This window comes from Lacticaseibacillus sp. 866-1 (assembly GCF_016861825.1).
GTDB lineage: Bacteria > Bacillota > Bacilli > Lactobacillales > Lactobacillaceae > Lacticaseibacillus.
The window spans coordinates 23,795-37,464 of the sequence record NZ_BOLU01000017.1; the positions used below are offsets into that span (position 1 = coordinate 23,795).

Sequence of the window (13,670 nt, forward strand, 5' to 3'; positions counted from 1 at the left end):
CATGAATGGCAGAAGATAAAGAAACCAAAGAAGAGCTCGTCAAGGAGAAAGAGGAAAAAGCGGCGGAGTATGATGCCAGCCAGATCCAAGTCCTTGAAGGCCTCGAAGCGGTCCGCAAGCGGCCAGGGATGTACATTGGCACGACCTCGAGTCAAGGCCTGCACCACCTGGTGTGGGAAATTATCGACAACGGGATCGACGAAGCCCTTGCCGGGTTTGCGAGCGAGATCGATGTCGTCGTTGAACCCGACAATTCCATCACCGTCACCGATGACGGCCGTGGCATTCCAGTCGACATTCAAAAGAAAACCGGTCGACCAGCGCTGGAGACCGTTTACACCATCCTGCACGCCGGCGGTAAGTTTGGCGGCGGCGGATACAAGGTGTCCGGCGGCCTGCACGGGGTTGGCGCGTCTGTCGTCAACGCCCTGTCGACCGAGCTGGACGTCGTGGTCACTCGCGGCGGCAAGCGCTACTACATCGACTTCACTCGCGGCAAAGTGAAGACTCCAATGAAAATTATTGGGGATGCGCCGGAGCACGAACACGGCACCAAGGTTCATTTTGTGCCGGATCCGGATATTTTCACCGAGACCACGACCTACGACGACAAAATTCTGGTGCAGCGGATTCGTGAGCTGGCCTTCCTGAACAAGGGCCTGCAGCTGAACTTTACCGACAAGCGCAAGGACACCGCCGAAAAGCTGTCGTTCAAGGCGGAAGGCGGCATTCGTGAGTACGTTGAATTCCTTGATAAGGGGAAGGACAACCTGCTGGAAGAGCCGATTTACGTCGAAGGCCAGTACAAGGGCATCACAGTTGAAGTCGCGCTGCAGTACGCGACCAACGGTTATGCCACCAACCTCCTGACCTTCGCCAACAACATTCACACCATCGAAGGCGGGACCCATGAAACTGGGTTCAAGGCTGCCCTGACGCGCGTGATCAATGACTACGCCCACAAGTCCGGCGCCTTGAAGGAAAATGACGAGCCGCTGTCTGGCGAAGACGTGCGTGAAGGCATGACAGCCGTGGTTTCCGTCAAGCACCCAGATCCGCAGTTTGAGGGCCAGACCAAGACCAAACTCGGCAATGCCGATGCGCGGACGGCCGTGGACCGCATGTTCTCCGAGCACTTCTCCAAGTTCTTGATGGAGCACCCGGCAGAAGGCAAGCAGCTGATCGACAAGGCAATGCTGGCCAACAAGGCCCGCGCCGCTGCCAAGCGCGCACGTGAAGTGACACGCAAAAAGTCAGGACTGGAAATTTCCAACCTGCCAGGCAAGCTGGCGGATAACTCCAGCAAGGACCCGGAAATCTCCGAGCTGTTCATCGTCGAAGGGGATTCCGCGGGCGGTTCCGCGAAGTCCGGCCGCAGTCGTCTGACTCAAGCCATCCTGCCCATTCGGGGGAAGATCCTGAACGTTGAAAAAGCCAGCATGGAGCGGATTTTGGCTAACGAAGAAATTCGAACCTTGTTTACCGCCATGGGCACCGGGTTTGGCGATGACTTCGACGTTTCCAAGGCGCGCTACCACAAGCTGATCATCATGACTGATGCCGATGTCGATGGCGCGCACATTCGCACGCTGCTTCTGACGCTGATTTATCGTTACATGCGGCCGCTGTTGGATGCCGGCTACGTCTACATCGCCCAGCCGCCGCTGTATCGGGTGCGCCAAGGCAAAATGATGAAGTACATCGACTCCGATGAAGAGTTGGAAGAAGTACTGGGACAGCTGCCACCATCACCAAAGCCAGAGATTCAGCGCTACAAAGGGCTTGGTGAAATGGATGCCAGCCAGCTCTGGGAAACTACCATGGATCCGGACAAGCGCCGGCTCCTGCGGGTCTCCCCAGAAGACGCCGAAAACGCCGATGGCATTTTCGAAATGCTGATGGGCGATTCGGTCGGCCCACGCCGCCAATTCATCGAAGACAACGCGGTTTACGTCGACAGCAAGAACATCGACGCTTAATCGGGGGGCCTTGTGACCTACGCCGGGAATGGCTGGAACGTAGCGGACACCGCTTCGAGCCTCGCAAGCGAGTCTCTCAGTCGGGTCTTCTGCTAGGCGGTAAACCGCCAAGCAGAATTTCGCTACTGAGCCATTCCCGGCTCCGGCCACAAGGCGGTATCACCGACGGTTGAGTGTGGCTCAAAGGTGTGCGTACTGCTCTATGAATGCGGCGTCCCGTTGAGTTCTATGAAGGTCGCCCCCGCTGTATCAGTAAATTTTTTAAGTAAAAAGAAGCATCACTAAACAGCACCACTGAGAGGAGCTAAGAATTCACATGGATGATCGTCAAGAAAGCCGGATCACCACCGTTAATCTGGCAAAAACCATGAAGACCTCATTCCTGGAGTACGCGATGAGTGTCATCGTGGCGCGGGCCTTGCCCGATGTCAGAGACGGCCTCAAGCCGGTCCAGCGCCGGATCTTGTACGGCATGAATGAACTCGGGGTCACCCCGGACAAGCCATACAAGAAGTCCGCGCGTATCGTTGGGGATGTCATGGGGAAATACCACCCGCATGGTGACTCATCGATTTACGAAGGCATGGTCCGCATGGCACAGGACTTTTCCTACCGCTACATGCTGGTCGACGGGCACGGGAACTTTGGCTCCGTCGACGGCGACGGCGCTGCCGCGATGCGGTACACCGAAGCCCGCATGAGCAAGATCACGATGGAAATGCTCCGCGACATCAACAAAGACACCATCGACTACCAGGACAACTACGATGGCACCGAAAAAGAGCCGACCGTGCTGCCGGCGCGCTTCCCGAACCTGCTGGTCAACGGCGCGACCGGGATCGCCGTGGGGATGACCACCAACATTCCGCCGCACAACCTGGCGGAAGTCATTTCCGCGCTGCACATCCTGATGGATAATCCGGATGCGACGACGGCGGACTTGATGTCTGCGCTGCCTGGGCCCGATTTTCCGACTGGCGGCCTGGTCATCGGCAAGTCTGGCATTCGTCGGGCTTACGAAACCGGCAAGGGCACGATCATCGTGCGCGCCAAGACGGAGATTCAAACCTCGAAAAACGGTAAGGAACGCATCATCGTCACCGAAATTCCGTACATGGTCAACAAGGCGAAAATGGTTGAACGCATCGCCGAGCTGGCTCGCGAAAAGAAGATCGATGGCATCACCGACCTGAACGATGAGTCCGACCGTGACGGGATGCGCATCGTCATCGATGTGCGCCGCGACATGAGTGCCTCGGTCGTGCTGAACAACCTGTTCAAGCTGACGCCGATGCAGACCGGTTTTTCCTTCAACATGGTCGCCATCGTCAATGGGGCCCCGAAGACCCTCAGCCTGAAAGAGATTCTGCAGTACTACCTGCAGCATCAGGAAGAGGTCATTCGCCGGCGGACCGAGTTCGATCTGAAAAAGGCTCAGGCGCGGGAGCACATCCTGGCCGGGTTGAAGATCGCGCTGGATCACATCGACGAGATCATCAGCATCATCCGCGGCAGTGAAACCGGGGATAAGGCTAAGGTCATCCTGATGGATAAGTTCGGCCTGTCTGATAAGCAAAGCCAGGCCATTCTCGACATGCGGCTGGTTCGCCTGACCGGACTGGAACGCGAGAAGGTCGAAAACGAGTACAAGGACGTGCTGGCTGCCATTGCTGACTACAAGGACATTTTGGCCAAGCCTGAGCGCATCCACCAGATCATTTACGACGAATTGCTCGACATCCAAAAGAAGTTCGGCGACAAGCGCCGCACTGAGCTTTTGGTCGGTGAAGACCTGACCATCGAAGACGAGGACCTCATCGAAGAGGAAAACGTCGTGATCACCCTTACGCACAACGGCTACATCAAGCGTCTCCCAAGCGATGAGTTCAAGGCGCAAAACCGCGGCGGCCGCGGGGTTCAAGGGACCGGCGTGCACGACGATGACTTTGTCGAGCACCTGGTGACGACCTCGACCCACGACATGCTGCTGTTCTTCACCAACACCGGTAAGGTTTACCGGATGAAGGGTTACGAGGTGCCTGAATACAGCCGTACGGCCAAGGGCATCCCGATCATCAACCTGCTGGGCATCGACAACAACGAAAAGATTCAGACGGTGTTGAACGTCAAACGCCATGACACAGACGCGGATGAGGACGCCGAGGCGGCCAGTGATGACTACCTGTTCTTCGTCACCCGCAACGGGGTCGTTAAGCGCACGCCAACGCGGGAGTTCTACAACATCCGCAAGAATGGCCTGATCGCCTTGAACATGAAAGACGGCGATGAGCTGAGCAACGTCATTTCGACCACCGGCGAAAACACTATCTTCATCGGCACGCACCTGGGCTATTCTGTGACCTTTAAGGAACAGGACGTCCGCAGCATGGGCCGTTCTGCCACTGGGGTGCGCGGTGTCCGTCTGCGCGACGGGGACTACGTGGTTGGCTCTGACATTCTCAAGCCGGATTCAGAAGTCTTCGTGATTTCCGAAAAAGGCTACGGGAAGCGGACTGCCGCCTCCGAGTACCCAATTAAAGGGCGCGGTGGTAAAGGCATCAAGACCGCCAACATCACGGAAAAGAACGGGCCGCTGGCCGGCGTCACCACTGTTGATGGCACTGAAGACATCATGGTGATCACCGATGCCGGGGTCATGATCCGCTTCAACATTGACACGGTTTCGCAAACTGGGCGTTCCACGCTTGGCGTGCGGCTGATCAAGGTCGACGATGGCGCCAAGGTCGCCACCATGGCAAAGCTGGCCCCAGAGCCAGATGAGCCGGAACCAACCGATAGCGCGGCAAGTGTTGACGGCAGTGCCGCAGCGACCGGTGACCAGCCTGCAGGCAGTGAAGTAGCAAGCGCCGGCTCCTACGCTGGGGATGCTGATTCACAGGTCAACGAGCTGCTGAAGCGCGCCGAGGACGATCAGAACAATCAATCTGACGGGGATAGCGATAGCGACAACAGTTCAGACGATCAATAATCGTCAGCTTAGATTCGGACCGGGCGGGGTACTTCACCTTCCCGGTCCTTTTTGAAAGAAGTGGGTAAAAACAATGCACTATTCTTTAAGTCTGATAGAGATCATTGGTCGGCTGCTGCTGGCCATGCTGATCTCCGGGGTGATTGGCTACGACCGCGAGCATAAGAACCGGCCAGCGGGCATTAAGACGCATGTGCTGGTCTGTGTAGGTGCCTGCATGATCGCGCTGATGCAAAAAGAGATCGGCTTTAACGCCTTGAACACCGCGCTGGCTGAGCCCAAACTCGCCGGTGTGCTGCGGGCCGACGACGCGCGTCTGATCGCCCAGGTCGTTTCCGGCATCGGGTTCTTGGGCGCGGGCACGATCATCGTGCAGCACCGCACTGTGCGCGGCCTGACCACCGCGGCGAGCCTGTGGGCCGTTGCCGCGATCGGCTTAGCGATTGGGATGGGCAACTACGACATCGCCATTCCCGGGTCCGTGCTGATCATCTTGGTGCTGGTCTTCGCCAAAAATCTGCTGCACGTCAATACGATGAAGCGACTGCTGGTCCAGTACCATCACCGCGTCGAAACCAAGGAGTTCATCCAGCAATACTTTGATGATCACCACATCAAGGTCACCGACGTCAACTTCCGTGTGACCCAGTCGGATACCGATTCTGTTTACACCAACATCTATGAGATCGAGCTTCCTCGCGGGATGAACTACGCGGACATCATCGAGGACATCTCGATGAACAAGAACATCATGCAGATCCAGACCGTGTCAATTTAATAAAAGGTTGGCATTCGGGCGCTTGGTTTGGTGAGCGTCGATGGGTAAAGAAGGGAGCTGGCCGGAGTCGAAATCGGCTCAGCAGTGAAGAAATTGTTGGCGACTTGTCGCCTACAATTTGCCCCGACTGAGAGACTCGCTTGCGAGGCTCGAAGCGGTGGCCACCACTCTAGCTTCGCGTCGCCAGCCGAATTTCGACGGAGGCCAGCTCCCTTTATGGGCCAGTGCAGGCACGCGCCCGAAATAGTTTGAGTAAACCCATTCGGTATGATACACTATTAGCTTGTGAGCATGTGCCCTTTTGGCACGCTTACTCCTTGCCCTAGGGAATAGGGCCAATAGTCCATAAGGAGGTGACATGTCAAATGGCTGAAACTAAGTATGAAGTGACCTACATCATTCGTCCAGATATCGACGAAGAGGCCAAGGCTCAATTAGTTGAACGTTTTGACAATATCTTGAAGGAAAATGGTGCCAGCATCATTGATTCCAAGGATTGGCAGAAGCGTAAGTTTGCCTATGAAATCAAGAATTTCACAGAAGGCACTTACCACATCGTTAACCTGACCGCTAACGATTCCAAGGCGATCGACGAATTCGACCGTCTTGCTAAGATCAGTAGCGAAATTCTTCGCCACATGATCGTTGTCCGCAACGACTAGTTATCGTTAAGGGGGAAACTTGAATGATCAATAATGTATCATTGACCGGGCGTTTAACGCGCGATGTCGACCTACGTTACACCCAAAGTGGGACCGCGGTCGGGTCATTCACCCTGGCTGTTGACCGGCAGTTCACCAATGCCCAAGGCCAGCGCGAGACGGACTTCATTAACTGCGTGATCTGGCGCAAGAGTGCTGAGAATTTCAGCAACTTTACGCGCAAGGGCTCACTGGTCGGCGTCGAGGGGCACATTCAAACGCGCACCTACGACAATGCTCAAGGCCAACGGGTCTACGTCACCGAAGTCGTCGTCGAGAACTTCGCGCTGCTGGAAAGCAAGGCGACCACGCAAGCGCGGCCGTCTGAACCGGCAACCGGCAACAACCAACCACAGGCTGGCGGCTTCGGCCAACAGCCTCAGTCAGGATTTGGTGGCGGGCAGCCTGCACAACAGGCCCCGCAAACACCAAACTTTGGCGCCCCTGCATCATCAGCTGCCAGTGCGAGCCCGCAAAAGCCGGCGCAACCTGACAACAGTGCCGATCCGTTTGCCAACAATGGCAAGACAATCGACATCTCGGATGATGATCTGCCGTTTTAATCCAATCAAGTTCGCTTAGGTGAGTTTGAATCAATCAATGAGTAAAGGAGTGACATCCATGGCACAACAGCGTCGTGGTGGCCGTCGTCGTCGTAAAGTCGACTTCATCGCCGCAAACCACATCGATTACATCGATTACAAAGACACCAATTTGTTGGAACGGTTCATCTCTGAACGGGGCAAGATCTTGCCTCGTCGGGTGACCGGTACCAGCGCCAAAAACCAGCGTAAGCTGACGATCGCGATCAAGCGGTCACGCATCATGGGTCTTCTGCCATTTGTCGTTGAAGACTAGTCCCACCAGCCCTCTGCAGAGATGCAAAGGGCTTTTTTTATCGGTTTGGTGATGCACAAAAGCCGGCTATGCATTCGCTTTCTGTTATATTTTCAAATATTTCTTTGTAAATTCTAATGACCGGTCTTGAAAATTTCCTCGTTTAGGCCCACCATAGAGAGTGGAGACAGTGTTGAATGCGTTTATCTCAAATCCCTCAGGAGGCGATTAAACTTGGCAGAGCCACATTCACGGCAGTCATTGATTTTGGCGACGTACGAGCGGCACGATAAGCTCGATCAGATTTTAAGCGGTATGTCAGATGAAGAATTGAACGGGACCTTCCCGTTCAAAGGCCGCGATCGTAACGTTCGCGACGTATTGGTCCAGCTGGCAGCTTGGCAGAAAATGTACCTGGATTGGAGCAAAGCAAACCTGGCTGGGACCGCAAAGCGGTTCATGCCGAAACCGTACAGTTGGAAGAATAGCGGCAAGCTGAGCCGCAAGATCTGGCAGGCCAACCAGAAGACCACGTTGGCAGAGGCCAAAAAAGCCTTCGAAAGTTTGTACAACGATCTGATGGACCAGTTCGAGCAAGGCAACAACGAGGAAATGTTCCTCAGGGGCTTTTACCCTTGGACCGGCAGCATGTCACTCGGCGAATTTGCGACGATGGTGGCATCCACGCACTACGCTTGGGCGATCAAAGTCCTGACGCAGTACCTGAAGGCCACCCGGAAGTCGAAGCCGCTCGAGCAAGCAAAGTAATTTCAACGAAAGGCGACCACCCGGGCCGCTTTTTTTATCCCAAGGAGAAAATGATGAAACTGACGATCACAATGACTATGACAGACACCGAGACGCGGCTGGACCTGGGTGAAGGCCTGGGCACGATGCGATTAACGTCGAACCTAGAGCAGCCCGTCCCAGCCAATGATGTTCGCCTGGCAACGGCCACCCACGCGTTGATTGGCGCCGGTGACGTGCCCGCCAATGCGGACGGCGTCATTATCCTAGGCGTGCCGGACAGTGTTGACGGGGTCAAGGTCCAGCGCTTTTTTGAGCAGCTGATCGCCGAGGGCAGCGCCACAGCCACCGGGGAAGCATTGCAGAAGCTGCTGGAGACGCAGATGCGGGTCCTGGTTCGCCTGGGTATTCAACTCCAGGCTGCGACTCCTGCCAAGAAGCGACCCGCCAAGGCGCGTCACCGCTTCGACAAGACGCTGAAGGCCCATGCGTTCCACGTGAAACGCGGCGGCAGTGAGGCGACAGTGTACTGGACCGGGGCCAAGGAAATGACCATCGCACCAGGCGCCAAGCTCGTGCGCGAGCCGCTGCTGAATCGCGACGGGTCGCAGAGCTATGGCACCAAGTACGGGGACAAGCTGCGGGCAGACAACGCTGATAAAATCGCTGACTTTACGACGACTGCCCCGGTGACACTGCGCAGCGTGAACGAGGTCGGCCTCTTCCTGTATTACGGCGATACCAACGGCTGGCTGGAGCTAGTCGACGCAGATGGCAAGACGCTGGACGAGCTGACGCGCGTGGATTAGGTCACTGATGAAGAGACTATTCTTCATTAGCGTAAAAAAATATTCCTAAATTTAAGTTTTTTATTTTCGGATTAAAAGCGTAATTTTCAAAGCCGCCGCGGCTTTCATATTTTTATTTTCTCTGGAAACTGTTATTTTTATTTTGCGCGGCTTTTAAGCTCTTTAACTGGAACCGTTTTTCTTCTACCGTGTAGGCTAGTTAAGTGTGAATAGGAGCTGAGCGGCGATTGAAAAATATTAGTCGACTGGTGCGCGCGCAACGCAAAAAGCTCGGCTTGACGATCGAACAACTAGCGGAGAAGGCTGGCGTTTCGGTCAGTCTGCTGTCCCGAGTGGAACGCGGCGACGTGGATAACATCAGCATTAAAAAGTTAACGGAAATCGGTGAAGCCTTGGGGCTGCAACTGGCGGACTTTTTTGTGGGCGACCAGTTTGCGGACGTTAACACGCTGGCCCTGCTGAACTACCTCAAGACTTTGCCAGAGGCGAAGCGTCAGGAAGTGTCAGCGGCCCTGTTGGCCTTGTTGCAGTCTATGGATTAAAAAGGCGATAATGAAGTCGCGGTGCGCTTTGAGCATGCCGCGACTTTTTAGTGGGGGCGAGGCAATGAAAGTGATGCTGATTGGGGCACCAGGCAGTGGCAAATCGACGCTGGCGCGGCAACTGGCCCGCCAGACCGGCTGGCCACTGTTGGCGTTGGACCGGGTGTGGCACGCGATGGATTACTCCGCTGCGGCCAAGCAGCGATTCATTGCCGAGCAGACGCGATTCATGGCGACGCATCGCGACTGGTTGATCGATGGCAACTTCACCAGCACCGTCCCCTTGCGGCTGGCCCAAGCCTATCTGGTGGTGTGGCTGCGAGTCCCAAGCCTGGTGGCCCCGGTGCGACTGATGCGCCGCTCACTGGCTTTTCACCGCAACCCGGCGACGCGCCCAGACATGGCGCCAGGGTTTCAGGAACATTTGGACCGCGATTACCTGGATTTTTTAACTTACGCGCTGACTTTTCGCAAGGCGGTTGAACCACGCCTGGCCGCGCTGCTGGCGACTGCCCCAGCACAGACCGATATCCGCATCATTCAAAGTACCAGCGGCAAGTCGGCCCTCATCGGTGAGCTGACTGAGTTGTCCCGGCGCGGGCGTGAAGCCGACTAAAGGCGCAGGGCGTGGGCACTGATCGCTGCTGTTCCACGTGAAACACCCTGAGCAGGCAGACAAAAGCAGCGCTGAGCATCGGCTCGGCGCTGTTTGCTTACGCGCCCACGTACAGCGCGTACTGATATTCGTCCTGCCACTGCTCGGCGAGCCAAAACTCGCGGCGGTGGTGGGCTTCCTGGGTCATGCCCAGATGCTCGTAAAAGCCGATGGCGGCCGTGTTACTGGCAAGAACGCGGAAGCTGATTTTCCCGATGGCTTGTGTTGCTGCGGCCGTTTTGACCGCTTCGATCAGCGCCCGGCCAACCCCTTGGCCTTGAGCCTGCTTGCTGACGGCGAGACCGGCGACCCACTGGCGGCGCATGCTGGGGTAGGGGCCGGCGACGTGGCACGTGATGTAGCCGCAGACCTGACCGGCCTCATTGCAGGCGACCAGCGTCAGCGCGGCATGGTGCAACAGGTCAGTTTTAAACCCCTCGTACTCATCCGGCTGCATCATGTGCGGCGTTTTGGTTTCATCCATCTCGCCGGTTTCAATTTGCCAAACGGTGGCCATATCGGCTTCGGTGGCGGTTCTAATGTTGATCATTTGAAGAGTTCTCCTTTTCTTGCGGTGAATCCGTGCTGGTCCAGGGCCAATCGACCGCCGGCAGGTGCGGCTTGGGCAGGCTTGCGCGCAGGGCGATGATCAGCTGCCCAATCGCCAACTGCCACTGCTGGTGCGCCATAGGATCGCCGTGTCTGAGTCCTGAGAAAATAATTTTGGCGTTTTGCGGCCAGTTGCGCTTGAGCTCGGCAAAGCTTGTCGCATCGGTGCGCGTCACCAGCGCGTATGCAGCATCCAGGCAGGCCTGCTTAGTTTCATCAGACAGGCTGGCGGTCCAGTTCGCGATGGTGTCCTGCGCCAGCTGCGAGAGCAAGTCGGTTTTTGGCAGCGAGGCGAAGTCTTCCCCGGCAACTTCCCAGGAAAAAGGATCGTGCTGGCGGAAACCATGGGCGCGGCTTTGCACCACGGAAAAGCCGGAGTCGGGGTCAAAGAGCGTGCCAATCAGGCTGGTTTGCGGCACCAGCTTGTGGACGCGCGGCGCAAGCGCGGTCGGCACCGGCTTACCGATACCCGGCCCGTCGGCGTTGAACGCGGCCTGCACCTGGTCCTGCAGCGCGCCGGGGGCTTCGGCAAAGGCGTAGGTCGCCAGCGTCCCACCCTTGGAATGCCCGCCTAGGAAATATGGCCCGGGATAGGTGGCGGCGATGCGCTGAAAATAGGCCAGCGCGGCCTTTTGGGAGGGAATGGCCTGCATGTAAGCCATGTTAAAGTCTTCCTTCCAGTCGACAAAGTCCGCTCGGGTGCCGCGAAAGGCGATAAACTGGCCGTGCAGTAGGGTGAGCGTCAGCGCTGAGAACTGCTTTTGCGCCTCGACGTCGAGCTGGGCGACCTGATCGTGCCAGGCAATCGTCTGATAGCGCGGCGCGTGGGTCATCAGCTTGAGTAGCGCGAGGTTCTCAGCCGGCCGCCAGGTGTGCTCGGTCAAGGCCTTCAGGTCGGCACTTTTGCGCAGCGCGTGGAGCGTGCCGCTGGTCACTGGTAATCGGGCAAAATCAAAGTAAGCCAGCTGCGACAATAGCACGCCGTCGATCGGCCCCAGCGGCACGGCGCTGAACGGTTCCTGCGCATAACTTCGCGCATAATCTAGCATGTTGGGCATCTGGCTCACCTCCTGTGCTTATTATGCCATACGTGTGAAGTAATTTTTGGCAAATGAAAAGGCCGAAGCCACGCCCGGCCTAAATACTTATTTCTTGCGGTACATCATGTAAAGCGACATGATTGAATCAGCCAGCATGATGATGGCCATGAGCCACATAGCGTGTTCCATGTTGACCATGTTCATGCTGATGTTGGTCCCGAAGACCATCCACACGAGGACCGCATTGGCGGCAAACATTAACCAAGTAAACAGCTTAGACATTTTACACCCCTCCAGATCTATCCACTATTTATAACGATTCTATTCTACACTGTTTTTGGCGTGGAAGCGTGTTAAAATGGAATCGGACTTAGGTGAGGCACAATTTCCTTGCCAGTAATGAAAGGGGAAAGATTATGACACAGCATGTGTATGATGATTACTTTTTCGATGAACCGGCGTACAACACCCACGATGGCGGCTATGTGCCGCTGGAAGTCGCGGACGCGCCGGAGTCCCAGCTGGCAATTCCGCCGCTGCTGAAGCCCGACAAAGAGACTGACACCGACGCCTGGTATACCCTGGAAGCGCAAAAGGGCGAGACCCAGATCCTGCCTGGTGCCAAAACCAAGACCTGGGGCTACAACGCCCCACTGCTGGGCACGACGCTGGCCTTTGAAGTGGGCAAGCACATTCATGTCACCTTGAAAAACTCGCTCGATGAGTTGACCACGTTCCACTGGCACGGCCTGTCCGTGTCCGGCCCGTACGTTGACGGCGGCTGCCACGCGCCGGTTTATCCGGGCGAAAGCAAGGAAATCGACTTCACGCTGGATCAGCCGGCCGCGACGACCTGGCTGCACGCGCACCCGTGTCCGTCGACCGCTGAGCAAGTCTGGCATGGCCTGGCTGCGATGGTGCTGGTGCGCGATCAGCACGAGGCCAGCCTGCCGCTGCCGCGGACTTACGGCGTTGACGACATTCCGCTGGTCCTGCAAGACCGTCGCTTCCACGAAAATAATCAGTGGGACTACCACGCCGATTACGATCCGGATGGCGTTCAGGGCCCAACGGCGATGATCAACGGCACCGTCAACCCGGTCTTCGATGTCACCACACAAAAGCTGCGCCTGCGCATCCTTGATGGGGCCAACCGGCGCGAATGGCGGTTGCATTTTTCCGATGATCTGCAATTCACCCAGATCGCCAGCGACTCCAGCTTGCTCCCGGAGCCGGTGCAGCTGACCCACCTGATGCTGACCTGCGCCGAGCGGGCAGAGATCATTGTCGACTTTAAGAACTATAAGGAAGGCGACACGGTCACCCTGTTCTCCGACGATGTACCGATCGTGAAGTTCCGCGTTCACGCCTTTAAGCCAGATAACAGCGTGCTGCCGGATCACCTGATCGACATTCACGCGCCTGAAGTGCTGCCAACCACGCCGGTTCGCAAGATCGTCATGTCGGGGATGGATGAGCAGGTTGCCATCGACGGCAAGAAGTTCAACATGCAGCGCATCGATGCCACTCAGCCAATTGGTCTGGCGCAGTACTGGGATGTCACCAACACCAACTCGATGAACGGCGGCATGGTTCACCCGTTCCACGTGCATGGCACGCAGTTCCTGGTCATTTCGCGCAATGGCGGCGCGCCTTACCCGAATGAGCACGGCTACAAGGATACCGTCGGCGTCAACCCAGGCGAGACCGTTCGCCTGCTTGTGCGGTTCGATCTGCCAGGCGTCTACATGTATCACTGCCACATCATCGAGCACGAAGACGGCGGCATGATGGCGCAAATTCAGACCTATGATCCAAACAAGCCGATGCCAAAGTACAAACTCATGGATATGGAGACCTTAACGCAGGCCTTCGCCAAGGAGCGCGGCGTCGATCCGGACACCATGTGGATGGCCGGCATGGATTCATACAAGAAAATGGGCATGAAGATGTAGTCTGATCTTTTCCCGGGAAATAGCGAAGT

Annotated in this window: 14 protein-coding genes; 11 read left to right on the forward strand and 3 right to left on the reverse strand. The window is 56.5% G+C overall.

Going from position 1 to position 13,670, the window contains the following annotated elements; translation table 11 throughout:
• The first annotated feature begins 5 nt into the window (after positions 1-5).
• The 10 genes from gyrB (at position 6) to JUE30_RS06695 (ending at position 9,998) form a co-directional block, all read left to right on the forward strand.
• Positions 6-1,979, forward strand: coding sequence for a DNA topoisomerase (ATP-hydrolyzing) subunit B (gene gyrB, locus JUE30_RS06650; protein WP_203624172.1), 1,974 nt, complete (start codon positions 6-8; stop codon positions 1,977-1,979).
• 316 nt (positions 1,980-2,295) lie between these two features.
• Positions 2,296-4,968, forward strand: a complete 2,673-nt coding sequence (gene gyrA, locus JUE30_RS06655; protein ID WP_203624173.1) for a DNA gyrase subunit A — start codon at positions 2,296-2,298, stop codon at positions 4,966-4,968.
• A gap of 73 nt (positions 4,969-5,041) precedes the next feature.
• Positions 5,042-5,746: an MgtC/SapB family protein gene (locus tag JUE30_RS06660; protein ID WP_203624174.1), complete on the forward strand. Its 705-nt coding sequence runs from the start codon at positions 5,042-5,044 to the stop codon at positions 5,744-5,746.
• A 365-nt stretch (positions 5,747-6,111) separates the two neighbouring features.
• Positions 6,112-6,408, forward strand: a complete 297-nt coding sequence (rpsF, locus tag JUE30_RS06665) for a 30S ribosomal protein S6 (RefSeq protein ID WP_054662810.1) — start codon at positions 6,112-6,114, stop codon at positions 6,406-6,408.
• Positions 6,409-6,431: 23 nt separating this feature from the next.
• The gene (gene ssb / locus JUE30_RS06670; RefSeq protein ID WP_203624175.1) at positions 6,432-7,010 is read left to right on the forward strand and encodes a single-stranded DNA-binding protein; all 579 of its coding nucleotides are present in this window, start codon (positions 6,432-6,434) and stop codon (positions 7,008-7,010) included.
• Between the two features lie 58 nt (positions 7,011-7,068).
• Entirely contained in the window at positions 7,069-7,305 is a 237-nt protein-coding gene (gene rpsR / locus JUE30_RS06675; protein WP_054662813.1) for a 30S ribosomal protein S18, read from the forward strand.
• 213 nt (positions 7,306-7,518) lie between these two features.
• Complete coding sequence (locus JUE30_RS06680) at positions 7,519-8,052, forward strand: ClbS/DfsB family four-helix bundle protein (protein ID WP_203624176.1); 534 nt, start codon at positions 7,519-7,521, stop codon at positions 8,050-8,052.
• A gap of 53 nt (positions 8,053-8,105) precedes the next feature.
• Positions 8,106-8,840: a hypothetical protein gene (locus tag JUE30_RS06685; protein WP_203624177.1), complete on the forward strand. Its 735-nt coding sequence runs from the start codon at positions 8,106-8,108 to the stop codon at positions 8,838-8,840.
• 227 nt (positions 8,841-9,067) lie between these two features.
• Positions 9,068-9,382, forward strand: coding sequence for a helix-turn-helix domain-containing protein (locus tag JUE30_RS06690; protein ID WP_203624178.1), 315 nt, complete (start codon positions 9,068-9,070; stop codon positions 9,380-9,382).
• 64 nt (positions 9,383-9,446) lie between these two features.
• The gene (locus tag JUE30_RS06695) at positions 9,447-9,998 is read left to right on the forward strand and encodes an AAA family ATPase (RefSeq protein WP_203624179.1); all 552 of its coding nucleotides are present in this window, start codon (positions 9,447-9,449) and stop codon (positions 9,996-9,998) included.
• A 97-nt stretch (positions 9,999-10,095) separates the two neighbouring features.
• Here the strand turns inward: JUE30_RS06695 and JUE30_RS06700 are convergent, their stop codons facing one another.
• From JUE30_RS06700 to JUE30_RS06710, 3 genes are all read right to left on the reverse strand, one after another.
• Entirely contained in the window at positions 10,096-10,587 is a 492-nt protein-coding gene (locus JUE30_RS06700) for a GNAT family N-acetyltransferase (protein WP_203624180.1), read from the reverse strand.
• Positions 10,574-11,704: an Mbeg1-like protein gene (locus JUE30_RS06705; RefSeq protein WP_203624181.1), complete on the reverse strand. Its 1,131-nt coding sequence runs from the start codon at positions 11,702-11,704 to the stop codon at positions 10,574-10,576. The genes JUE30_RS06700 and JUE30_RS06705 overlap by 14 nt, the downstream gene beginning before the upstream one ends.
• Positions 11,705-11,791: 87 nt before the next feature.
• Positions 11,792-11,968: a hypothetical protein gene (locus tag JUE30_RS06710; RefSeq protein WP_203624182.1), complete on the reverse strand. Its 177-nt coding sequence runs from the start codon at positions 11,966-11,968 to the stop codon at positions 11,792-11,794.
• A 134-nt stretch (positions 11,969-12,102) separates the two neighbouring features.
• On the opposite strand from JUE30_RS06710, the gene JUE30_RS06715 reads away from it, so the two are divergent.
• Positions 12,103-13,641 carry a multicopper oxidase family protein gene (locus JUE30_RS06715; RefSeq protein ID WP_203624183.1) on the forward strand — a complete coding sequence of 513 codons (1,539 nt, stop codon included), beginning with the start codon at positions 12,103-12,105 and terminating at the stop codon, positions 13,639-13,641.
• Positions 13,642-13,670 lie beyond the last annotated feature (29 nt).